This is a genomic window from Pseudonocardia sp. DSM 110487, assembly GCF_019468565.1.
In the GTDB taxonomy this organism is placed as follows: domain Bacteria; phylum Actinomycetota; class Actinomycetes; order Mycobacteriales; family Pseudonocardiaceae; genus Pseudonocardia.
Map to the genome: position 1 here is coordinate 1,282,163 of NZ_CP080521.1, position 22,983 is coordinate 1,305,145.

19 protein-coding genes and 1 tRNA gene are annotated in these 22,983 nt (G+C 71.2%); 11 read left to right on the forward strand and 9 right to left on the reverse strand.

Annotated features, from left to right (window positions below):
- Positions 1–41: 41 nt before the first annotated feature.
- The 3 genes from K1T35_RS06080 to K1T35_RS06090 all read left to right on the forward strand — a co-directional run bounded on the left by K1T35_RS06080 (position 42) and on the right by K1T35_RS06090 (position 1,003).
- Positions 42–215, forward strand: coding sequence for a hypothetical protein (locus K1T35_RS06080; RefSeq protein WP_220259187.1), 174 nt, complete (start codon positions 42–44; stop codon positions 213–215).
- Positions 216–318: 103 nt separating this feature from the next.
- On the forward strand, positions 319–696 hold the full coding sequence (locus K1T35_RS06085) for a WhiB family transcriptional regulator (RefSeq protein ID WP_220259188.1): 378 nt from the start codon (positions 319–321) through the stop codon (positions 694–696).
- Positions 697–751: 55 nt separating this feature from the next.
- Positions 752–1,003 carry a hypothetical protein gene (locus K1T35_RS06090; RefSeq protein ID WP_220259189.1) on the forward strand — a complete coding sequence of 84 codons (252 nt, stop codon included), beginning with the start codon at positions 752–754 and terminating at the stop codon, positions 1,001–1,003.
- Between the two features lie 136 nt (positions 1,004–1,139).
- Here K1T35_RS06090 and K1T35_RS06095 read toward each other — a convergent pair whose 3' ends face one another.
- A complete protein-coding gene (locus K1T35_RS06095; protein WP_220259190.1) occupies positions 1,140–2,480 on the reverse strand; it encodes an AarF/ABC1/UbiB kinase family protein in 1,341 nt (446 codons plus the stop codon).
- A gap of 112 nt (positions 2,481–2,592) precedes the next feature.
- A complete protein-coding gene (locus tag K1T35_RS06100) occupies positions 2,593–3,555 on the reverse strand; it encodes a hypothetical protein (RefSeq protein WP_220259191.1) in 963 nt (320 codons plus the stop codon).
- A 120-nt stretch (positions 3,556–3,675) separates the two neighbouring features.
- Between K1T35_RS06100 and K1T35_RS06105 the strand changes: the two genes are divergently transcribed.
- Complete coding sequence (locus K1T35_RS06105; RefSeq protein ID WP_220259192.1) at positions 3,676–4,260, forward strand: M48 family metallopeptidase; 585 nt, start codon at positions 3,676–3,678, stop codon at positions 4,258–4,260.
- A 138-nt stretch (positions 4,261–4,398) separates the two neighbouring features.
- Here the strand turns inward: K1T35_RS06105 and K1T35_RS06110 are convergent, their stop codons facing one another.
- The gene (locus tag K1T35_RS06110; protein ID WP_220259193.1) at positions 4,399–5,829 is read right to left on the reverse strand and encodes a zinc-dependent metalloprotease; all 1,431 of its coding nucleotides are present in this window, start codon (positions 5,827–5,829) and stop codon (positions 4,399–4,401) included.
- Between the two features lie 210 nt (positions 5,830–6,039).
- On the opposite strand from K1T35_RS06110, the gene K1T35_RS06115 reads away from it, so the two are divergent.
- Both K1T35_RS06115 and K1T35_RS06120 read left to right on the forward strand, forming a co-directional pair.
- Complete coding sequence (locus K1T35_RS06115) at positions 6,040–7,053, forward strand: PDZ domain-containing protein (RefSeq protein ID WP_255621625.1); 1,014 nt, start codon at positions 6,040–6,042, stop codon at positions 7,051–7,053.
- A gap of 191 nt (positions 7,054–7,244) precedes the next feature.
- Positions 7,245–10,178 carry a UPF0182 family protein gene (locus K1T35_RS06120; RefSeq protein ID WP_255621627.1) on the forward strand — a complete coding sequence of 978 codons (2,934 nt, stop codon included), beginning with the start codon at positions 7,245–7,247 and terminating at the stop codon, positions 10,176–10,178.
- A gap of 79 nt (positions 10,179–10,257) precedes the next feature.
- Here K1T35_RS06120 and K1T35_RS49705 read toward each other — a convergent pair whose 3' ends face one another.
- A complete protein-coding gene (locus tag K1T35_RS49705) occupies positions 10,258–10,461 on the reverse strand; it encodes a DUF4288 domain-containing protein (RefSeq protein ID WP_220262428.1) in 204 nt (67 codons plus the stop codon).
- Positions 10,462–10,938: 477 nt separating this feature from the next.
- Here K1T35_RS49705 and K1T35_RS06130 point away from each other — a divergent pair.
- Both K1T35_RS06130 and K1T35_RS06135 read left to right on the forward strand, forming a co-directional pair.
- Positions 10,939–11,015, forward strand: a tRNA-Met gene (locus K1T35_RS06130).
- Between the two features lie 254 nt (positions 11,016–11,269).
- Positions 11,270–14,029, forward strand: coding sequence for a LuxR family transcriptional regulator (locus K1T35_RS06135; protein WP_220262429.1), 2,760 nt, complete (start codon positions 11,270–11,272; stop codon positions 14,027–14,029).
- 66 nt (positions 14,030–14,095) lie between these two features.
- On the opposite strand, the gene K1T35_RS49710 is transcribed toward K1T35_RS06135, so the two are convergent.
- From K1T35_RS49710 to K1T35_RS06150, 3 genes are read right to left on the reverse strand one after another with little or no spacing between them, the layout of a single operon-like run.
- Positions 14,096–14,980: a DinB family protein gene (locus tag K1T35_RS49710; protein WP_370645316.1), complete on the reverse strand. Its 885-nt coding sequence runs from the start codon at positions 14,978–14,980 to the stop codon at positions 14,096–14,098.
- Positions 14,981–15,034: 54 nt separating this feature from the next.
- Complete coding sequence (gene katG / locus K1T35_RS06145) at positions 15,035–17,266, reverse strand: catalase/peroxidase HPI (protein ID WP_220259196.1); 2,232 nt, start codon at positions 17,264–17,266, stop codon at positions 15,035–15,037.
- Positions 17,259–17,711, reverse strand: a complete 453-nt coding sequence (locus K1T35_RS06150) for a Fur family transcriptional regulator (protein ID WP_220259197.1) — start codon at positions 17,709–17,711, stop codon at positions 17,259–17,261. Before K1T35_RS06150 ends, katG begins: the two co-directional genes overlap by 8 nt.
- A gap of 84 nt (positions 17,712–17,795) precedes the next feature.
- On the opposite strand from K1T35_RS06150, the gene K1T35_RS06155 reads away from it, so the two are divergent.
- Both K1T35_RS06155 and K1T35_RS06160 read left to right on the forward strand, forming a co-directional pair.
- Positions 17,796–18,962 (forward strand): glycosyltransferase family 4 protein, encoded by a 1,167-nt coding sequence (locus K1T35_RS06155; RefSeq protein ID WP_220259198.1) that lies wholly within the window; start codon positions 17,796–17,798, stop codon positions 18,960–18,962.
- Between the two features lie 9 nt (positions 18,963–18,971).
- Positions 18,972–19,817 carry a putative RNA methyltransferase gene (locus tag K1T35_RS06160; RefSeq protein ID WP_220259199.1) on the forward strand — a complete coding sequence of 282 codons (846 nt, stop codon included), beginning with the start codon at positions 18,972–18,974 and terminating at the stop codon, positions 19,815–19,817.
- Here K1T35_RS06160 and K1T35_RS06165 read toward each other — a convergent pair.
- A complete protein-coding gene (locus K1T35_RS06165) occupies positions 19,803–20,837 on the reverse strand; it encodes an MFS transporter (RefSeq protein ID WP_220259200.1) in 1,035 nt (344 codons plus the stop codon). The genes K1T35_RS06160 and K1T35_RS06165 overlap by 15 nt on opposite strands.
- Between K1T35_RS06165 and K1T35_RS06170 the strand changes: the two genes are divergently transcribed.
- On the forward strand, positions 20,791–21,036 hold the full coding sequence (locus K1T35_RS06170) for an RNA-binding S4 domain-containing protein (protein ID WP_220263327.1): 246 nt from the start codon (positions 20,791–20,793) through the stop codon (positions 21,034–21,036). The two genes, K1T35_RS06165 and K1T35_RS06170, sit on opposite strands and share 47 nt — an antisense overlap.
- Here K1T35_RS06170 and K1T35_RS06175 read toward each other — a convergent pair.
- Positions 21,009–22,973, reverse strand: coding sequence for an acyltransferase family protein (locus K1T35_RS06175; protein WP_220262431.1), 1,965 nt, complete (start codon positions 22,971–22,973; stop codon positions 21,009–21,011). The genes K1T35_RS06170 and K1T35_RS06175 overlap by 28 nt on opposite strands.
- Positions 22,974–22,983: the final 10 nt, after the last annotated feature.

Genomic DNA, 22,983 nt, shown 5'->3' on the forward strand with positions numbered 1-22,983 from the left:
GTCATCTGCCACGACCTCACCCGTGAAGGGGGTGCCCCACGATGAACACGATGACCAACCCCGTCGCCACCATCCACGGCGCCCTGCCGCGTGTGGAGTCCGTGGTGCCGGCATACGCGCGTGCGTGGAAGCAGCGCCCGTCCGGCGTCATCCTCGGTGGCTTCGGGACCGATAACAGCACAGGTGTGTCCGCAGAGGAGCGTCGTCATCTATAGACGCCTTCAGAGCCCCAGGCCAGAAGACCGAGGCCGCGGACCCCACCAGGGATCCGCGGCCTTTTTGTTTGTCCTGCACGACCACTCACCGCAGGAGGTTGAAGTGCTAGTCCGATCAGTTCCGTTGGACGGCGGAACGATCACTCCGGAGCAGTTCGGCGGCGACTCCGCCACCGGGCTGGGGACCCTGCTCGACGCGGCACCCCGCGCCGGGCTGGATCTGCCGTGTCGCTCCGGCGACGCGGACCTGTGGTTCGCCGAGGCTCCCGTGGAGCTGGAGCGGGCCAAGGCGCTCTGCGCGGCCTGCCCGATCAAGGCCGAGTGCCTCGAAGGCGCGCTGCAGCGCGCCGAGCCGTGGGGCGTCTGGGGCGGCGAGATCTTCGAGCGCGGAACGGTGATCCCGCGCAAGAGGCCTCGCGGCCGCCCGAGCAAGGCCGACCTCGCCCGGGACCGCGCATACGCCGCGGCCATGTCCGCCTGATCGCACCGCCCCACCCGTAGGTCCTTCGAGGACCAACCCAAGGAGACCGATACCGATGACCGACTTCATGACACTGCAGACCGCCGCCGAGACGCGACCAGTCGTGCGCGACCGCGAGGGGAACGAGATGTTGCTCCACGAAGCACTGGCGAGATCCCGACACCAAGAGGCCCTCGTGGCCGCACGGCAGCACGCCCTCGTCCGGCAGCTCACGGCCGGACGCCGGTGGTCCGCACTGGCCCGCTACGCCGCCCGGCGTGCCCAGCGGGCCAGGGCCGCGGCCGGTGCCGCGGTGAGGGACGCATAACCACCGCGCGGACCGGCCCTCCCGCGGCCGGTCCGCCCCGACGGCGTCCTCTCCGCGGCGCCGTGATGTTCGGACGGCGCCCCGGATCTTCGTGATCCGGGGCGCCGTCCCTACTCGACCACCGGGGGTGGCGGAGTCAGGCGTGGCGGCTCGCCGTCTCGTCCTCGGCGTCGAAGATCCACGGCTGCCAGTGCTGGACGACGCTGCGCAGCGGCACGTCGGCGTCGAGCTGGCAGAGCACGCCGAGGGTGCCCATCGTGACGCGGTGCACCAGCAGGTACTGCGGGGGGAGGTTGAGCTCCCGCCCGGTGTGGAACTCGGGACGCCGCAGATCGCCCACGCGCTCGGCCTGCCGCTGCAGCCAGCGACGGTTGAAGCGGAACGACTCGGTGCGCAACGGCTCGGTGAACGGGGCCAGGTATTCGAGCGCTTCCTCGCCGCCGAGCCGGGAGCCGGCCCGCACGAAGCCGCTGTCGCGGAGCAGTTGGAGGAGCTCACCAGGCTTGTCCTCGAGCGCAAGCCGCACCATGATCGACAGCGGGCGGGGGAGCCCGTCGGGGAGCCGGGCGACGGCGCCGAAGTCGAGCACCATGAGACGGCCGTCGTCGAGGATCTGGAAGTTGCCCGGATGCGGGTCCGCGTGCAGCAGCCCGACCCGCGCGGGCGCCGAGTAGTGGAACTCCGCGAGCAGGGCGGCGGCCCCGTCGCGCTCGGACTGCGTACCGCTGCGGATCACGTCCGACAGCCGCCTGCCGGTGACCCACTCCGTGACCATCGCGCGCGGCGCGGACGCCACGACGCGGGGCACCTTGACCTTGTCGTCGCCGTCGTAAGCGGCGGCGAAGATCCGCTGGTTGGCCGCCTCGTCGCGGTAGTCGAGCTCCTCCTCCATGCGGTCGCGCAGCTCGGCGATCAGCGGCTTGATCTCCAGGCCGGGCACGAGCGGCTGGATGAGCCGGCTCATCCGGGAGAGTTGGCGCAGATCCGACCGCAGCGCCTCCCCTGCGCCCGGGTACTGGACCTTGACCGCGACCTCGCGTCCGTCTCGCCAGACCGCGCGGTGGACCTGGCCGATGCTCGCCGCGGCGGCGGGCGTCTCGTCGAACTCGCGGAAGCGCTCGCGCCAGCCGCGCCCGAACTGCTCGGCGAGCATGCGGTGCACCTCGGAGGCCCGCATCGGGGGCGCAGCGGACTGCAGCTTCACCAGCGACTCGCGGAACGGCGCCGCGAACTCGTCGGGGATGGCCGCCTCGAACACGCTGAGGGCCTGGCCGAACTTCATCGCGCCGCCCTTGAGCTCGCCGAGCACGGCGAACAGCTGCTCGGCGCTCTTGGCCATGAGCTGCGCGGAGATCTCATCGCCGTCGCCGCCCGCCAGCCGCCTGCCCCATCCGGCGGCAGCACGTCCGGCGACGCCGAGTGGGAGGCTCGCCAGCTTGGCGGTGCGAGCTGCCGTGCGACGTGGGATGTCGGTCACGTCGTCACCTCGGCAGGGGTGCCGGTGGGGCACGGGAATCCGTCCACTCCTTGATTGTCTCCCGAGCAAGACCGTCCGCGCATATCACCAGCTCGCGGCCGGGTGACTTGCGTTACGCACCGCACCGGCAGTCCGGGTGCGGCACCCAGGTCCGCCGGACGAGCGTGCCCGCGTCCGCGTCGAGTTCGAGGGTGGCGTCCAGTACGGGCGGGCCTGCCGCGCTGTCGGGACCGTCGAGCGCGACGAGGACCTGCGCGGTGGCCAGGCCCGCCGTCGCCGCGACGCAGGCCGGGGCGGCGCGACCAGGGACACCGACGAGCTGGGCGCCCGCGGCCGTCCACGCCGGCTCGCGGGCGCACCGTTCGATCTCCATGCAGCCGAGGCAGGTGCTGCGGCCTGGCAGCACGAGCGGGCCGACGACACCGACACCGTCGCGGACGCGGACCACCAGGTGCGCGGTGCCCGTCACGTGCAGCCGCGCGACGAGCACCGGATCGGGTGTACCCGCGTCGGCGAGCACGACGAGGTCGGGCACCGTCCGTTGTCGCGGTGGGCCCGTCGTGGCCTGGGGATGCAGCCGGGCCAGCGCGGCCGCGGTCGCGCAGGCGCGATCCGAGCCGCGGTCGGCGTCGACGAGACCGGTGCCGAGATCGCCCTCGAGCACCGCGCCGGACGTGACGACGTGCACCGCGCCGACCCTGGCCGTGGCGAGGCCCAGCACCAGCCCGACCGCGAGCGGTCCACAGCCGTGCACCACCACCGTGCTGGTGGCGCGGCGGCGCTCCCGCCGTTGCACGTCGGAGGCGTCGACCACAGCGCCGGTGGCGACGAGCTCGGCGAGCAGCAGCTCTGCCGCCGTCCGATCGGCACCGCGCCCCACCGCCCGATCGACGAGCTCGGCCGTCGGCACGGGCCCGGAGAGCTCGTCCAGCATCTCGGCGAGCGGGGGAGGGACGTCCTCGACGGCCATCGCGGTGGCCGGGTCGAGGCCGAGCATCCGTGCCCCTGGCCCCAACGCCAGCACCGAGCGGTGCGGCGGCAGCCGGAGCTCTGTGGGCAGCTGCGGTGCGGTCATGGCTCGATGGTGCGCCTGTCCGACCCCGCCCGCGACGGTTGTCCACAGGGGTGTGGACAACTCGATGTGCGGGTCGTCCCGTGGGCCGGGTTGGGGTTGCCGGGGCACTAGGCTGGCCTGATGGCGCAGCCCGCGGTCGTGGAGGTCCGGCGCAGTGACCGCCGCCGACGCATGGTCAGTGCTCGACGCGAGGGCGACACCGTCATCGTCTTCATCCCCGGTTGGATGAGCGACGCCGAGGAGCGTCGCTGGGTGGACGAGATGGTGCGCAGGCTGGAGCGCAGCGAGGCCCGCCGCCGGTCCCCCGGCCGCAAGGGTGACGACGCGTTGCGGCGGCGATCGGTGGAGCTCTCGCGGCGTTTCCTGGAAGGCAGGGCGCGGCCCACCAGCGTCCGGTGGGTGCCGCCCATGCGCACCCGCTGGGCATCCTGCACGCCGGCCGACGGCACCATCCGGATCAGCGAGCGGCTGCGTGACGCGCCCGGCTGGGTGGTCGACTACGTGCTGGTGCACGAGCTCACCCACCTGCTCGAACCCGGCCATGACGCCCGCTTCTGGGCGTGGGTCCACCGCTACCCGCGCACCGAGCGCGCGATGGGCTACCTGGAGGGCCTGTCCGCGGCCGCCGGGCTCGGGTTGGTGGGCATCGACGGCGAGGAGCCCGACACCGTCGAGCCCGAGGAACCGGTCTCGGCCACGGGCTGAGGCGCACGCCATCGGGTGGCCGAAGACCGGCGCGAGTCGCACGATGCCGCACTGCCAGGTGCGCTGTCGTACGTCTCACGGGGGATCAATCGGGGCGAGACGTACCGCGGCGCGCCGGTGTGCGCGTGGGTTCGATTATCAGGCAGGCGGCGGGCCGCTTTCGGGCTCGTCGTCGGAACCGCCATCCGCGTCGTCGTTCCTCTTGCCGCCGCTGTTCTCCTCCGGCGCCTTCTGGCCGGCCAGCTTCTCCAGCTCGGCGATCGGGTCGCCCATCTCGGTGCGCCCGACGAACGCGGCCGGGTCGTCCAGGTCGTCGGCCGTCGGGACGAGGTCGGGGTGGGCCCACAGGGCGTCACGGCCCGCGATGCCGCGCTGCTCACCGAGCAGCCGCCAGAGCTCCGCAGCGGCGCGCAGCCGGCGCGGGCGCAGCTCCAGCCCGACCACCGTGGCGAACGCCTGCTCGGCGGGGCCACCGGCGCCGCGGCGACGGCGCAGTGCCTCGCGCAGCGCATCGGCGCCCGGCAGCCGTGCGCCTACGGCGTCGGCGACGACGGCGTCCACCCAGCCCTCGACCAGCGCGAGGAGAGTCTCGAGCCGGGCGAGCGCGGTGTTCTGCTCCGGGGTGGTCTCGGGCTCGAACATGCCCGACCGCATGGCCTCCTCGATCGCGGCCGGGTTGGACGGGTCGATGCCGCGGGCCAGCTCCTCGATCCGGGAGGAGTCGACGCGGATGCCGCGCGCGTACTGCTCGACCGCTCCGAGCAGCCGCTCCTTCAACCACGGGACGTGGGAGAACAGGCGCTGGTGGGCGGCCTCCCGAGCGGCGAGGAAGATCATGACCTCGCTGGCGGGCCGGTCGAGGTCCTTCGTGAACTTCTCGATGTTCTCCGGCAGCAGAGCGGCGACCCGATCGGGTCCGACCGGAACCCCGATGTCGGTGGAGGAGACGACCTCGGCGGCGAGCTGCGCGAGTCCGTTGCCGAGCTGGCTGCCGAACGCGAGCCCGCCCATCTGACCGAGCATCGCGATCATCGGCCCCGCCGCGGAGCGGACCTCCTCGGGCATGGCCTCGACCCACGCGCTCGACACGCGCTGGGCCACGGGGTCGCACAGCCGCTTCCACGTGGGGAGGCTGGCGTCGACCCACTCGCTGGCCGACCACGCCTTGGTCTCGGTGGCGCCGGTGGGGAAGTCGGTGGCGGGGTCGAGCCACAGCTCGGCCAGCTTCACGGCGTCACTGACGGCCGCCCGCTGCGCCCCGGTGAGCGACGACGTGGTGGCGGCGAGCCGCTGGCGCGCCAGCTGCGCTGCGAGGTCGTAGTTGACCGGCCCACCGCCGCTCGACTGGGCCTGGCTGAGCATCTGGCCGAGCTGGGTGAGCATCTGGCCGAGCTGGCTGACGTCGAAGCCCTGCGCCCCGCCGGGGAAACCGCCTCCCGGCATGCCGGGGAAGCCGCCGAAACCGAGCGGGTCGTTCGCCCCCTCGCCGCGGCCCTCCAGGTCGCGGCGCCGGCGCTCGTCGTCCGGGTCGCGGTCGGCGGATCCGAAGCCGAACGGGATGTCACTCATGGTGTCCACGGTACGCGGGTACGGGCTGCTCAGCTGTTCGCGCTCGGCTGCATCGCCGATGGGATGGCCCCGCAGGTAGGCAGTCGTTACCCGTCGACGGACGCGCCGATCGCCGGATATCGGTTGCGGGCCGAGCGCGTTCTCGTGAGCGCACCGCGTGGGCCGCACCGTACGCGGATCGCACGCAGGCTCCGCTTAGGCTGTCCGGTCGTGACCCGCCGGACGTGGACCGTCGTCTCCGCGAGCCTGCTCGCGCTGGCGCTCGGGGTGCTCGGCGCCACGCTCCCGGTGCCACTGGTGTCGCTCGGGCCCGGCCCGACGTACGACACCCTCGGCACGGTCGACGGCGCCACGGTCGTCGAGGTCGACGGCCTGCCGGTCTACCCGACCACCGGACACCTGAACATGACCACCGTGTCGGTGACCGACCGGCTGACCATGTTCGACGCACTGGCGTTGTGGGCGTCACCCGACAGCCAGGTCGTGCCCCGCGAGCCGATCTACCCGTCCAGCATGACGCTGGACCAGATCCAGCAGCAGAACAGCGCACAGTTCACCTCGTCGGAGGCCAACGCAGAGGCGGCCGCTGTGGGTGAGCTGCAGCTCCCCGCGACCGTCATCGTCACCAGCCTGGTGTCCGACACTCCCGCGGCCGCCATCCTGCAGCCGGGCGACGAGCTGCTCGCCGTCGCGGGGCAGCCGATGGACTCGGTGCGGGAGGTCTCGGACGTGCTGGTGCCGACCCGTCCCGGCGACATGGTCGCCGTGCAGTACCGGCGGGCGGGCGAGGTGCGCGACGTCCAGATCCCCCTCGCGGCCCGCCCCGACCGCGATCAGGGCCTGCTCGGCGTGATCCTGGGTGCCAGGCTGCGCGACGGCGACATCCGCATCGGTCTCGAAGGGGTGGGCGGGCCATCCGCGGGCCTGATGTTCGCGCTGGCGGTCGTGGACAAGCTCACCCCGGACGATCTCGCGGGCGGCCGGTTCGTCGCCGGTACGGGCGCGATCGAGGCGACCGGGAACGTCACGCCGATCAACGGTGTGCCGTTCAAGATGCGCAAGGCGTTCGACGAGGGGGCCACCGTGTTCCTCGTCCCGGCGGGCAACTGCGAGGAGGCCGTCGCCACCAACCCCGGCCTGCAGCTCGTGCGCGTCGGCACGCTGCACGACGCCGTCACCGCGCTCGAGTCGCTCGAGTCCGGAGGGCCGGTCCCGGCCTGCTGATCGCCCCGGACGTGGAACCGGGAATCTCGGACATTCGAGGCCCCCACGGGAACTCCACACCCGGTCCGTAGAGTTGGGTGAGCAGGGCGCGCGTCCGGCCGTCGGCAAGTGATCTGAGCAGGTCTCCGCCGCACCGACCGGCACGGGCGCCTCGCGCCGACCCTCGATCTGCTGGAGCGTGCCCTGTGGCCATGCGGCCCCCGGTGGGAGCCCCGACGCTGACCCGCCGCACCCGGATCCTGCTCGTCGTCGCGGGGTTGCTGGTGCTGCTGCTGCTCGGTGGCTCCCGGTTGATCAACTTCTATGTCGACTGGCTGTGGTTCGGCGAGGTGGGGTACCGCGGCGTCTTCGCCACGGTGCTGTTCACGCAGATCGTGCAGTTCCTGGTGGGCGCGCTGCTGATCGGCGGGCTCGTCGCCCTGTCGCTGTGGATCGCCTACCGCACGCGACCGGTGTTCGTGCCCGTCAGCGGCCCGGAGGACCCGATCGCGCGGTACCGCACGGTGATCATCCAGCGGCTGCGGCTGTTCGGGATCGGCATCCCGGTCGCCATCGGCGTCATCGCGGGTCTCGCGGCGCAGGGCGACTGGCAGACCGTCCAGCAGTTCCTCAACTCCACGTCGTTCGGCATCGCCGACCCCGAGTTCGGCATCGACATCAGCTTCTACGCCTTCCAGCTGCCGTTCCTGCGCTACGTGCTGGACTGGATGTTCGTCGCCGTCGCCATCGCCTTCGTGGTCTCGCTGATCACCCACTACATCTTCGGCGGCATCCGGCTCACCGGCCGTGCCGGCCAGGTCTCGGGGGCGGCACGCGCCCAGCTCGCGATCCTCGCCGGGGTGTTCGTCCTGCTGAAGGCGGTGGCCTACTACCTCGACCGGTACGAGCTGCTGTTCAGCGATCGCAACCCGCTCTTCACCGGTGCCACCTACACCGACCTCAACGCGGTGATGCCGGCCAAGCTGATCCTGCTGTTCATCTCGATCATCTGTGCCGCGGCGTTCTTCGCGGCGGTGTTCCGGCGCAACCTGCAGCTGCCCGCCATCGCCACCGTGCTGCTCGTGCTGTCGAGTGTGCTGATCGGGGCGGCGTGGCCGCAGGTGCTGCAGCAGTTCTCGGTGGCACCGAACGCCCAGCAGCGCGAGGCGCTCTCGATCGAGCGGAACATCGCGGCCACCCGTGACGCGTACGGCCTGACCAACATCAACGAGGTCTCCTACAGCGGTCAGTCCTCCGCAACACCCGCACAGGTCCGCGCGGAGACCGCCACGATGTCCAACATCCGGCTGCTCGACCCGGCGAAGATCGAGCGGACGTTCACGCAGCGGCAGCAGCTGCGCGCGTTCTACGGCTTCCCGTCCCAGCTCGACATCGACCGCTACGAGGTCAACGGGCAGCTCCAGGACTTCGTCGTCGCCGTGCGTGAGCTCGACACGAGCGGCCTGTCCGGCAACCAGACCGAGTGGATCAACCAGCACCTCGTCTACACGCACGGCAACGGGATCGTCACCGCCCCCGCCAACGAGATCAACGCAGCCCTCGAGGACAGCAGCGGCCAGGGCGGCCTGCCGGTGTTCACCCAGGACAGCCCGGACATCCCGCCGAGCCTGCAGGTCCAGGAGCCGCGCACGTACTACGGCGAGCTGATCGACACGTACTCGATCGTCGGGGCACCGGGCGGCTCGCCGCCGGTGGAGTACGACACCGACACCGAGCGCTACACCTACAACGGACGCGGCGGTGTCCCGCTGGACAACATCGTCAACCGGATGGTCTTCGCGCTCTTCTACGGCGAGCGGAACATCCTGTTCAACAGCTCGATCAACGAGAATTCGAAGATCATGTACGTCCGGGACCCCGCGGCCCGCGTCCAGGCCGTTGCGCCGTGGCTCACGCTCGACGGCGACCCGTACCCGGCGGTCGTCGACGGCCGCATCACGTGGATCGTCGACGGCTACACCACGCTGGAGCGTTACCCGTACGCCGAGCGCACGCCGCTGGGTGAGTCCACCACCGACGCGCTGCAGCCCGGCCAGGGCGGGGTGCGCCCCGAGCTCGACCGGGACGTCAGCTACCTGCGCAACTCGGTGAAGGCCACCGTCGACGCCTACGACGGCACGGTCACGATGTACGCCTTCGACGAGCAGGACCCCGTCCTCCAGACGTGGATGAAGACCTTCCCCGGTTCGGTGCGTCCGGCATCCGAGATCAGCCCGAACCTGCGGTCGCACTTCCGGTACCCGGAGGACCAGTTCAAGGTGCAGCGCGAGCTGCTCACCCGCTACCACGTCGACACGCCGGGCGACTTCTTCAACAACGTGTCGTTCTGGAACGTGCCGTCCGACCCATCGCCGCAGGGCACAGGCGGTGCGAGCGCACTTCCCCAGCCGCCGTACTACATCCTGGCCGGGACACCAGCACAGCCGGGGTCGCCGGCGTCGTTCCAGCTCACGAGCGCGCTCGTGTTCCAGGAACGTGAGTTCCTATCGGCGTACCTGTCGGTCAGCTCCGATCCGGATACGTACGGCCAGATGACGCTGCTCCGACTACCCGACAACACGACCACCCAGGGCCCGCAGCTCGTGCAGAGCGCCCTCGTCAGCGATCCGGACGTGAGCCAGCAGATCGGGCTCCTGTCCAGAAACGGGCAGAGCACGGTCGACTACGGCAACCTGCTGACGTTGCCGGTGGCGGGCGGCCTGCTGTTCGTCGAACCGGTGTACATCGAGAGAGCGAACCAGGAAGTCAGCTATCCGCAGTTGGCGCGCGTCCTGGTGTTCTACAACGGCCGGGTCGGCTTCGATGCCACCTTGGCCGGTGCAATCGACCAGGTACTGCCCGGTGCCAGCGCCGTGGTGCCGAGCGTGCCGGGGCAGGCACCGGCGCAAGCACCGGCGCAGGCGGGCACACCGGCTCCCGCCGGGCCGCCGGGGACGTCCAACCCGCAAGTGGCCACGGCCGCAAGCGCGATCCAACAGGCCATCACCGACCTGAAGGCGGCGCAGCAGAACGGTGACTTCGCGGGTCAGGGGGAAGCGCTGCAACGGCTCGACCAGGCGGTGCAACAGTTCCAGCAGGCGAACGGCCAGACGCCCGCCCCTGCTGCGCCAGCTCCAGGGGGTTGAGCATCAGGTAGGAGGCCGGTCGCTTCTCGTCCGGCCTCCTACTGTAACTACGAGCTGCCCTCTGAGTAAATCTGCAGAATCACTCGTCTAATTCGGGAGACTCTTCTCCTGTGAATTCGCGATAGGCAGCGTAATCACGGAAGTACCTCGTGTACACTTCTGCGCCATCACCGAGCGGATCGATGATCTCCTTGATGTCGGAGATCTCTCTAAAGCGCCATCTGATGGTCTCGCCGTACTCATTTTCGTACTCAGTCTCTTGGCTTGATGCGGGATGGAACAGCGCTTACTGGCGACGCGGAGCTGTCTGCTATTCCGACAATGTATGGTGGTTCCGTCACGGGGTCAACCGTTGCGTTCACTATTGTGAATGTGCGCTCGGTGGGGCGGGCCCTGTGTCGTCAGGTTCCTGGCTTCCGCTTTCAACCTGTCGTCCCGCTGGAGGAGGCGGCGCGGATCGTGGAAGACGGCCGACGAGCGGTTGCGACGGTGGAGCCCGGCGGCAGCCGGGAGCGCATCCACGGCCACATGGTCGGCAAGGTCGACTCGGTCGGCGTGGTCAAGTGGACGCGTGGGCCCATCAGTGCGGTCCTGAGCAGCAGTGCAACCGCATCAGCACTCGGTGGGCTCGGAGAAGGTGATGACCAGCGAGCTGGTCGCTGTGGGTGAGGCTGGAGCGCTCAGGTCCGGTCCGGCACCCAAACCGCACCCCCCTGCAGGGGCGTTTCGGGCAGGTGTACAGTAGTACTCACAACAGCAACGCGGGGTGGAGCAGCTCGGTAGCTCGCTGGGCTCATAACCCAGAGGTCGTAGGTTCGAATCCTACCCCCGCTACCAAGGCCGAGAGGGCCCCTGACCAACATGGTCAGGGGCCCTCTCGCATGTTCGGCTGATCAGGCGAAGGGCGCGTCAGCCCTGCCGGTCGCGGCGGTGGCGACAGGCCAGCGCGTTGAGCGGGGGCGGTCATCGCCCGCGTTCCGGGCGGAGCAAGGCACTTGCCCGCCGCCGCACCGGCAGAGTGGAATGATCGGTGGGCGGACGCGGGCCACGCGAGCCCAGGAGTGGCGCTCCCTCACCTTGCGGCGGTGCTGATGTCGAGTGACGGCCCTCGGCGTCGGCTGCGTGGCAGGCGCATCGAGTGCCAGGCGCTGGATCGACTGGTAGCCGACACGAAGGCGGGGCAGAGCCAGGTTCTGGTCCTGCGCGGGGAGGCAGGGGTCGGTAAGTCCGCGTTGCTGGATTACCTGGTGGGGCGCGCCGCGGGATGTCGGATCGCGCGCGCCGCCGGTGTCGACTCCGAGATGGAGCTGGCGTTCGCTGGGCTGCACCAGCTGTGCGCGCCGATGATGGGGCATCTCGATCGACTTCCCCGGCCGCAGCGCGATGCGCTGTCCATCGCGTTCGGTCTGAGCACGGGGAGCGCGCCGGACCGCTTCCTGATCGGGTTGGCGGTGCTCAGCCTGCTGGCCGATCTGGCGGAGGAACAGCCCCTGGTCTGCGTGGTGGACGACGCCGGATGGCTCGATCGGGTCTCCGCGCAGATGCTGGCCTTCGTCGCGCGTCGGCTGCTGGCGGAGCGGGTGGCGGTGGTTTTCGCCGTTCGTGAGCCGGTGCCCGACGGGGGTGACCCGTTTGCGGGGCTGCCGGAGCTCCAGGTCCGGGGTCTGCGTGAGCGCGATGCGCGTGCGCTCCTGGAATCGGCGCTTCCCGGGCGACTCGACGACCGCGTCAGCGATCGAATCGTCGCCGAGACCGGCGGCAATCCGCTGGCCCTGCTCGAGTTGCCGAAGGGATTGACCCCGGCGGAGCTGGGCGGTGGGTTCGGGCGTCCCGACGCGAGGCCGCTGGCGAGTCAAATCGAGCACAGCTTCCTGCACCGCATAGGGTCGTTCCCGGCCGCGACCCGACGGCTGCTTCTCGCGGCGGCGGCCGAACCGCTGGGGGACGTGCAGCTGCTCAGGCAGGTGTCCGAACGGCTCGGGATCGGGACCCACGCGATGGCGCCGGCCGAGGCTGCTGGATTGATCGAGCTCGGGGCGCGGGTGCGGTTCCGGCATCCGCTCGCGCGCTCTGCCGCCTACCGGGCGGCGGACATGGCCGACCGCCGGGCCGTGCATCGGGCACTGGCCGAAGCGACCGACCCCGAGTCCGACCCCGATCGCCGAGCGTGGCATCGGGCACAGGCGGCGGTCGGACCGGATGAAGCGGTGGCCGGCGAGCTGGAGCGCTCAGCCGACCGGGCCCGGTCCCGTGGCGGACTCGCGGCGGCGGCCGCATTCCTGAAGCGTGCCACCGAGCTGACACCCGATCCGGACAGCCGCGGAACACGGGCCGTGGCCGCCGCACAGGCCAACTTCGAAGCCGGGGCCTCGGAGGCAGCGTCCGAGCTCGTCGCCGCGGCCGAACTGGGTCCGCTCGACGAACTGCAGCGCGCGCGGCTGGCCCGGCTCCGCGCCCAGATCGTCTTCGCCCGGCAGCGCGGCCGCGACGCGGTGCCGTTGCTGGTCGATGCGGCCGGCCGACTCGAGCGACTCGGCGACGCACAGGCCAGGGAGGCGCACCTCGAGTCGCTGGGGGCCGCGGTCTTCGCCGGTCGCCTGCTCGGTCAGAACGGGCTGCGGGATGTGGCCGAGGCCGTCAGGGCAGCGCCGCCGGTAGCGCGGCCGCCACGACTGATCGACCTGCTCCTGGATGGTCTGGTGGCGCGGTTCACCGAGGGCCACGTCGCGGGTGCGCCGCTTCTGAAGCGGGCGCTGCAGGCGTTCCGGCAGGACTCCGGACGCAACGAGGACGACTTCATGCGCTGGTACTGGCTGGCGTGGTTCGTCGCCGGTGACATGTGGGACGACGAGACGTCGCACGAGCTGACCAGCCGCGCGGTCCGGCTGGCTCGCGACGCCGGCGCGCTCAGCGTCTTACCACTGGCCCTGACCCACCGTGCTGCCGTCCACCTGCACGCCGGGGAGTTCACAGCGGCATCGGAACTGATCGTGGAGTGCGACGCGCTCCTGGAGACCACCGGCGCCGCGCCCATGAGGTTCTCGAAGCTGTCGCTCGTTGCCTGGCGCGGCGAGGCATTGGCTGCGCCGGTGCCGTTCCAGTCCGAGGTCCAGGACGGGATATCCAGGGGCGAGGGACGGGCCATCGGTGCGGCCGATTACGTGAGGGCGGTGCTGTACAACGGCCTCAGCCGCTACCAGGACGCCCTGGCCTGCGCAAAACGGGCATGCGAGTACGAGGATCTGGGGGTCTTCGGTTTCGCACTCGTCGAGCTCGTCGAGGCCGGCGTTCGAGGTGGTGCCCTCGAGGTGGCCGGTGCTGCCCTGCGGCGGCTCGAGGAGCGAACCGATGCCAGCGGCACGGACTGGGCTCTCGGCGTACGGGCCAGGTCGGCGGCGTTGCTGAGCGACGGCCGGTCCGCGGACTCGCTGTACCGCGAGGCGATCGAGTGCCTCGAACGCACCCGCGTCAACGTCCACCTCGCCCGCGCTCACCTGGTGTACGGGGAATGGCTGCGCCGGGAGAACCGGCGCGTCGACGCGCGTGCGCAGCTCCGAACCGCGTACGAGATGCTGCGGCGCTTCGGTGCGTCCGGGTTCGCCGAGCGCGCTCGTCGCGAGCTCCAGGCCACCGGTGAGACGGTGCGCCGACGCTCGGTCGACATGCGTGACGTGCTCACCGCGCAGGAGACCCAGATCGCCCGGCTGGCCGGCGACGGGATGACGAACTCCGAGATCGGGGCCGAGCTGTTCATCAGCCCTCGAACCGTCGAATGGCATCTGCGCAAGGTGTTCACCAAGCTCGACGTCACGTCGCGCAGCAAGCTCAGCGGGGCGTTGGCCAGCACTTGACGGGACGAGCTGGTCGGGGCCCGGAAGCTCAGGCATCAGACACCCGGCGGCCGGGTGGCCGCGTAGTCAGAGCCCGACCACGCCGTCGATCTGCTCCCGCAGCAGATCCGCGTGGCCGTTGTGCCGGGCGTACTCCTCCAGCATGTGCATCAGCACCCAGCGCAGGGCGACCGGACCCTCCCCAGGTTCGTTGCCGGTGATCTCGAGATCCGGCGCCTCGTCGACGAAACGGTTCGCGAACGCGACCTCCTCCTGCCACGCCTCGAACGCCTGGGCGACCGTCCGCGCGTTCGCGCCCGCCACATCGAACGCGCCGCCCGGAAATCGGAACAGCGGTGGGGCGTCCTCGCCCGCCATCACCTCCCGGAACCAGAAGCGCTCGGATTCCGCCGCGTGCCGCACGAGCCCGAGCAGCGACAACGCCGACCGGCCGACGGGCTGCCGCGCGAGCTGAGCAGGCTCGAGACCGGCACACTTGAGCCTCAGGGTCTCCCGATGCCAGCGCAGGAACGCCAGCGTCGTCGTGCGCTCGTCCGCTCGAGGGGGCCGTTTGCCGCGGGAGATGCCGGAGCCATCGACGAGCGAAGCTGCCGGCACGTCCTCGGCATTCACGACCGCGTTCCGGGGAACGCGCGTCAGCCACTTCCGCTCTACCTCTGCCTGGAGGTCGATGGAGTGGTGACTGGCGACGAGCAGCACGTGACACAGGACATCGGCGATCTCGGCGGCGAATTTCGCATCGTGTTCCGGGTGGGTCATGCCCTTGGACCGGGCCTGTCCCTCCCGCATGAGATGCGCCTGGGTCAGCTCCCCGACCTCCTCGTGCAGCTTGAGGATGTGCCAGTCGCTGGTCCGTGCAATCCCGAACCGCTCGGCATACCGGCGGGAGACGTCCGTTACCTGCGCAGTGAGCTCATGGAGATCCACAGGCGGAGCGTCGCAGACCGACAAGGCAAACGGCCCTCGGGACCGAGGTCCCGAGGGCCGTTCCGTCCTGCGTGCGGGTCAGACGAGGTCGTACCGGTCGAGCTGCATGACCTTGTCCCAGGCCGCCACGAAGTCGCGCACGAACTTCTCCTGCGCGTCGTCGCTGGCGTAGACCTCGGCGAGGGCGCGCAGCTCGGAGTTCGAGCCGAACACCAGGTCGACGCGGCTGGCGGTCCACGTGACCTTGCCGGTGGCGGCGTCAGCGCCCTCGAAGGTCTCCGCGGACTCGGAGGTCGGCTTCCACGTGGTGCCCAGGTCGAGCAGGTTCACGAAGAAGTCGTTGGTCAGGGCCTCCGGCCGGGAGGTGAACACGCCCAGCGGGGACTGCTCGTAGTTCGCGCCCAGCACCCGCAGGCCGCCGACCAGGACGGTCATCTCGGGGGCGCTGAGACCGAGCAGGTTCGCCTTGTCGACCAGCAGGTACTCGGACGGCAGGGGGTTGGCCTTGCCGCGGTAGTTGCGGAACCCGTCGGCCTTCGGCTCGAGCGGGGCGAAGGACTCCACGTCGGTCTGGTCCTGCGTCGCGTCGGTGCGGCCCGGCGTGAACGGCACCTGCACGTCGTGACCCGCGTTGCGCGCGGCCTGCTCCACGCCTGCGACCCCACCGAGCACGATCAGGTCGGCGAGCGAGACCTTCTTGGCCCCGGTCTGCGAGCTGTTGAACGACTCCTGGATGCCCTCGAGCGTGTTCAGCACGTGGGTCAGGGTGTCGGGGTCGTTGACCTCCCAGCCGCGCTGCGGCTGCAGCCGGATGCGGGCCCCGTTGGCGCCGCCGCGCTTGTCGCTGGAGCGGAATGTGGAGGCCGACGCCCACGCGGTGGAGACCAGCTGCGATACCGACAGCCCGGAGGCGAGGATCTGCTGCTTGAGCGCGGCGACGTCATCGGCGTCGACCAGCTCGTGGTCGACGGCGGGCAGCGGGTCCTGCCAGATCAGCGTCTCCTGCGGGACCAGCGGGCCGAGGTAGCGCTGGAGCGGCCCCATGTCGCGGTGGGTCAGCTTGAACCATGCCCGGGCGAACGCGTCGGCGAACTCGTCGGGGTTCTCGTAGAACCGCCGCGAGATCTGCTCGTAGATCGGGTCGAACCGCAGGGCGAGGTCGCTGGTGAGCATGCCCGGCGCGCGGTTGAGCTTGCCGTCCTCCGGGTCTGGCACGGTGTTCTTCGCTTTGCCGTTCTTCGGCGTCCACTGCTTCGCGCCGGCCGGGCTCTCGGTCAGCTCCCAGTCGTACTCGAACAGGTTGTGGAAGAACCAGTTGCTCCACTGGGCCGGGGTGGGCGTCCAGGTGACCTCGAGGCCGCTGCCGATCGCGTCGCGGCCCTTGCCGCTGCCGAAGCCGCTCTTCCAGCCGAGGCCCTGCTCCTCGAGCGGAGCGGCCTCGGGCTCGGGGCCCTTGTGGGACTCGGGGGCCGCACCGTGCGTCTTGCCGAAGGTGTGGCCGCCGGCGATCAGCGCGACGGTCTCCTCGTCGTTCATCGCCATGCGCCGGAACGTCTCGCGGATGTCCCGCGCCGACGCGAGCGGGTCGGGGTTGCCGTTCGGCCCCTCCGGGTTGACGTAGATGAGGCCCATCTGGACCGCGGCGAGCGGGCCCTCGAGCTCCCGGTCACCGCTGTAGCGCTCGTCGCCGAGCCAGGTGCGCTCCGGACCCCAGTAGACGTCCTCGTCGGGCTCCCAGACGTCCGCGCGGCCGCCTGCGAAGCCGAAGGTCGTGAAGCCCATGGTCTCGAGGGCCCGGTTGCCCGTGAAGATCATCAGGTCGGCCCACGAGATCTTGCGGCCGTACTTCTTCTTCACCGGCCACAGCAGGCGGCGCGCCTTGTCCAGGTTGACGTTGTCCGGCCAGCTGTTGAGCGGCGCGAAGCGCTGCATGCCCGCGCCGGCCCCGCCGCGGCCGTCCTCGATCCGGTACGTGCCCGCGCTGTGCCACGCCATTCGGATCATGAGTGGGCCGTAGTGGCCGAAGTCGGCAGGCCACCAGTCCTGAGACGTGGTCAGGACCTCGTCGACGTCGCGCGCGAGTGCGTCGAGGTCGAGGGTCTTGAACTCCGCGGCGTAGTCGAAGTCCTCGCCCATGGGGTTGGCCACGGCCTGGTGCTTACGCAGGATCTTGAGGTTGAGCTGGTTCGGCCACCAGTCACGGTTTCCGGCACCCTCGGTGGGGTGGTTGCGGCGCCCGGCCGAGACGGGGCACCCGCCGGCGGACTCGTCGTTGACCTCGGCGAGAACGGCGTCTGGACTGTCAGACACGGGAATCCTTTCGGGAATTCGGTGTGGTGGAGGAGCAGTCGGGGCACAGGCCCCGGAAGACCACCTCGGCCTCGTCGATCACGAAGCCGTGGTCGTCGGCCGGGGTCAGGCACGGCGCGGGCCCGACGGCGCAGTCGACGTCGGCGATGGCGCCGCACGACCGGCACACGATGTGGTGGTGGTTGTCGCCGACCCGCGCCTCGTAGCGCGCGACGGAGCCCGGCGGCTCGATGCACCGCACCAGATCGGCCGTGGTCAGCGCGCGGAGCACGTCGTAGACGGCCTGGTGGGACACCTCGCCGAGGTCCGCACGCACGGCTGCGATGATCGAGCCCGTGTCGGCGTGGGGGTGGTGGTGGACCGCGGACAGCACCGCTACCCGGGGACGTGTCACCCGCAGGGCGGCCCCGCGCAGCATGCGCTCGAAGTCGGCGGTCGTCGGCACCGGGCGAGTGTGTCCCGTTTTCTGGAATCAGTCAAGAATGCGTGAGTCGGCGTGTGCTGACCAGCAGCTATGCTGGGTCTCGGCGTGTCGTCCGACGTCGAGGAGCCCCGCGATCCACCGTCACATCCCGTGCGCGTCACGCTGATCGGGCCGGCCTTCCCGTGGCGGGGCGGCATCCCGCTGCTCACGAACGAGCTGGCCCACCGTCTCGCCGCCTGCGGCCACACCGTGCTCGTGCGGACCTGGACCCGGCAGGGCCCGGTCAGTCTCCTCCCGGCGGAGCTCCATCCGCTCGAGACGCCGGAGGCCGAGAGCTACCCGACCGTCCGGGAGCCGTTGTCGTGGCGCAACCCGCTGCACTGGGTACGCACGGGGCGGCGGGCCGCGGCGGCGTCGGACCTCGTCGTCCTGCTCTACTACGTGCCGTTCCAGGCCCCGGCGCTGGCCGCGATCGCCATGGCCGCGCGCCGGGGCGCACGGGTCGTCGTCATCTGCGCCAACGCGGTGCCCCACGAGCCGCGGCCGGGCGACCGGCTGCTCATGTCAAGGCTCATGCGGTCCGTCGACGCGATCCTCGTGCACACCGAGGCGGAGCGGAACGCGCTCGAGCGGCTCACCGACCGCCCGACCGCGGTCGCGGCGCTGCCGCCGCACCTCCCGGCGACGGCCAGGTCTCTGGTCGGGGCGGACGTCCCACCGCGGCGCAGGCTGCTGTTCTTCGGCAAGGTGCGGCCGTACAAGGGGGTGGATGTGCTGCTCAGGGCGCTGGCGCTCCTCCCGGACGTCGAGCTGGGCATCGTCGGGGAGTTCTACCAGGATCGTGCGCTGCTGGACGCGCTCGTCGACGAGCTGGGTCTCGCAGGGCGGGTTCACGTGACGCCCGAGTACCTGCCGGCCCACCGGATCCCCGAGCTGTTCGCCGGGTTCGACGCGCTCGTCCTCCCGTACCGCACCGCTACCGCGTCGCAGCTCGTGGCGCTCGCCCACTGGCACGGGCTGCCGGTGGTGGCCACGCGCGTGGGGAACTTCCCGGAGACCGTGCGCGACGGCATGGACGGACTGCTCTGCTCTCCTGGCGACGTGCTCGACCTGGCCAGGGTCCTGCGGTCGCTCTACGAGCCCGGCCGGCTGGCGGGCCTCCGCGCGAGTGTCCGCCCCGCCGACGCTGATGGCATCTGGCGCACCTACATCGCGGCTCTGTGGAGCCTGGCGGGCGGACGCGCTCGATCGCGGACCGAATCGACCGGGTAGCGGAAGAACATGGCGGCCCTCGACGCGGTGGTGGACCGGCTGTGCTGTCCGGTCTGCCGCGGTTCGCTGCGGCCTGACGGCCGCCGCCTGCTGTGCCCGGCGGGGCACGCTTTCGACATCGCCCGTCAGGGTTACGTCAACCTGGTCGGCGGCCACCGCCGCCACCATGGCGACGACGCCCGGATGGTCACCGCCCGGGAGCGGTTCCTCGGCGCCGGTCACTACGGGCCGCTGAGCTCCACCCTCGCCGAGCTGGCCGCCGCCCACGCCCCCGCAGACGACGGCATCGTGGTGGACCTCGCGGGTGGCACCGGGCACCACCTGTCTGCCGTGCTCGACGCCAGCCCGCACCGCTACGGGCTGTGCGTCGAGGCCTCGACGCACGCGCTGCGCCGCGCGGCAAAGGTCCATCCGCGGGCCGCCGCGATCGGGGCCGACGTGTGGGCACCCCTCCCGGTGCGGAGCGGCGCGGCGGCGGTGGTGCTCAGCGTGTTCGGGCCGCGGGACGTCGGGGAGATCGAACGCATCCTCGGGCCATGGGGAGTCGTCGTCGTGGCCACGCCGCTTCCGGGACACCTCGCGGAGCTCGGCAGGCTCGTCGGCGGGATCGGGATCGACCCCCGCAAGCCCGAACGCCTCGCCGCGTCGTTCCGCCGCTTCGAGCGACTCGCGCTCCACCAGGTGACCCGCCGGATCGCGCTGGGCCACGGGGATGTGCACGCCGCAATGGCCATGGGGCCGAGCGCCCGCCACCTCACCGACGACGACCTCGCCCGGGCGATCGCCCGCATCCCGGAACCGGTCGATGTCACGGTGGCCGTCGACGTATCGGTCCACCGATCACAGCGGCATTAGCCGACGTGTCCGTCCGACGAGGACGAGCAGCACCACCACGCACAGCACGGCCACGGCGTAGGCGAAGGACTGCACGGCCGCGGGGAGCCCGGCGGCGGTGGCCAGGAAGCCGACACCGATGGTGGGTAGGCCGGCGCCGAGGTAGACGATCACGTAGAAGGTGGCGAGCGCCTCGGCGTGCCGGCCGGCGGGCGCCGAGTGGTTGATCGTTGTCAGGCCGCCGAGGAACGCAAGGCCGTGGCCCGTCCCGGCGATCGCGGTCGCGGCGAGGAGTAGCGCCGACGAGGAAAGTCCGCCCGCGACGGCGAGCAGGACCAACCCTGCGGACAGCAGTGGCAGGCCGAGCAGCTCCAGCGTGCGGGCCCGCCTGCCGTAGCCGACGAGCTGGGCGGCCGCGGAGCAGGCGAGCAGCATCGCCACGGCGGCACCGGAGAGCAGCAGGTTCTCGCTGCCCGAGAGCCGTGCCACGTACGTGGGGACGAGGGTGAGGAACAGTCCGATCACGGCGAACGCGAGGAAGCTGGCCGTCCCGCTGGTCGCGAAGTCGCCCTTCATCCCGGTGGGGATCTCCGGGCGGCGGGGCCGCCACCGGGTCCTCGTCGTCGTCTCCGGCAGCATCGTGATCACGGCGGCGGCCGGAACGAGCAACACGATCTCCAGCACGAACGGCAGGACGTGCGGCGCGGGGGCGTACTGGGCGAGCAGGCCGCCGAGCAGCGGCCCGAGTCCGAGCCCGCCCACGGATGCCACGGTGGACACGAGCGCCGCCTTGCGGCGGTTGCCGGTCGGCTCCAGCTCGGTCAGGGCCGCGGTCAACGCGACGATCTCGACGCCCGCTTTCCCGGCCTGCTCGACCTCGCCCTTCGGTACGGGCGGGATGCGATCGGCAGGGGTGATCGGGTTTGTGGTCTCGATACGGGCCGGCGCTGGGGCGCCGGCCCTACTCGACCACCCGAGACGGGAGGATGGCCGGGTGACTCGCCCACCGATCCAGGACGTCCCGGTCGCCGAACACCCCATCCGGCTCGGCCAGTTCCTGAAGCTGGCCGGGCTCGCCGAGCACGGCGCCCACGCGCGCGAACTGCTGGAAGACGAGCAGGTGCAGGTGAACGGCCGGCTGGAGACGCGAAGGGGTGCGCAGCTGCGGGTCGGCGACGTCGTGGCGGTCGGCGGGCAGCGGATACGGGTCGCTCAGCCTCCTACCGCGGACACCACCTGATCCTCGATCACCGGCGCCATGGTGGTGGCGTAGGAGGCAGTGAGGTGGTTGTCGTCGAGGTAGACCAGCACGTTGCCGATCTCGGCCGGACAGCGCGTGTCGTCGCAGACGTAGTCGGCCAGGTCGAGGAAGCTCACGTTCGGCGGCACGTCCAGTTGCGCGTACGGCGGGTCGGCCGCGTACACGGTGTCGCGGTCCATCCCGCAGGGGTCCCCCTCCCGCCCACGTTGGCGGACGCAGTCCGGCACGTCGTAGGTGAAGCGGGGGTTGTCCCGGACGGCCAGCACCGGGATGCCGAGGTCGGCCATGCGCCGCCACTGCTCGACGAACCCGGGCGGTGTCTGCTCGGTGAGGCCGCCGCGCACGTCCCGCGTCGCGAGCGTGACGACCGCGTCCGGGCGTAGCTCGGCGATCCGGTCCGCGACGGCGGCGTTCCAGGCCACGCACTCGGCATCGTTCGGGTCCACCTCCGACACCGTCGAGAACGGGCATGCTCCGCGCAGCGCGCCGATGAGCTGCCAGTCGTGCTGTCGCGCGATCGGGACGAACGCGGCGATGAACTGCTCGAGGTGCGAGTCCCCGACCACCATGATCCGCTTCTCGGGCGGCGCCTCCACCGGCTGCGTGCAGATGTCGGAGCGGACCTCGGCGAGCGGGGCGCAGTCCCAGTCCTGCACCCAGACCCAGTCCTGGTACACCGACACCGGTGCGGGCAGCAGCGGGGCGGGCTCGGGTTCGCCGTCGACGAGGGCGGCCGCGCCGGGGTACTGCGGTCCACCGAGCCCGTCGGCGGGGATCTCGCGCTGCGCGGCCGCGAACTGCCAGACCGCCGCGGCGAGCAGCACCGTCACCATCGCGGCCGCCCCGTACCGGTACCCGTCGACGTCCCTGAACCGCAGGCGTCGCACCGGGCTCTCGACGAAGCGCGAGGTGAGCACCGCGAGCACGGTCGACACGGCGATCACGGCGATCCCGCCGAGCGGTCCGACCTCGTCCTGGTCGCGGGCAACCATGAAGAGCACGAGCACCGGCCAGTGCCAGAGGTAGAGCGGGTAGCTGATGGCGCCGAGGAACTGCACCGGGCGGGGCAGGAGCAGTCGGTGGGCGCCGTACGGGGAGCGGGTGACCCCGCCGAGCAGCACCAGCGCGCCCGAGAGCGTCGGCCACAGCGCCGCGTAGCCGGGGAACACCGAGCCCCCGTCGAGCACGAAGCCGCATGCGACGAGGCCGAGCACGCCGATCCAGCCGAACGTGACGCGCTCGCCACGCGTCCACGGGACGCGGTCGATCCACAGCGCCAGCAGTCCGCCCAGCGCGAACTCCCACAGGCGCGTGAGCGAGTGGAAGTACGCCAGGGGCTGGTCGGCCGCCGTGAGCGCGATGGAGAAGGACAGCGACGCCACGAAGACGCCGAGCAGCATGGCCGTGAGGTGCGTGTGGAGGCGGTGCGGGGCACGGTGGGCCACGAGCGTCAACAACGCGACGGCGAGCGGGAACACCACGAAGAACTGCACCTGGATCGACAGCGACCAGAAGTGCTGCACCACGCTCGTGGTGTTGTTGCGGGCCGTGTAGTCCACGGCGTCGGCCGCGAGCTGCCAGTTCTCGAGGAACAGCGCGCTGGCGACGACCTCGCGCACGGTCTGGGGCCAGCGCGTCTCGGGCAGCAGCAGCGCGCCCGCGACGATCGTGGCGAGCAGCACGACAGTGGCCGACGGCAACAGCCGGCGGGCCATCCGGCTCCAACGCGCCCGCAGGTGGAGCCCACCGCGCTCGGCGGCGCGGGCGAGCTGCCCGGTGAGCAGGAAACCCGAGATCAGGAAGAAGACGTCCACGCCGCCGGAGACCCGGCCGTCCGAGACGTGGTGGATCACGACGAGCGCGACCGCGAATGCGCGCAGGCCCTGCAGCTCCGGGCGGAACCTGGCAGGTGGGATGGAGAGGTCG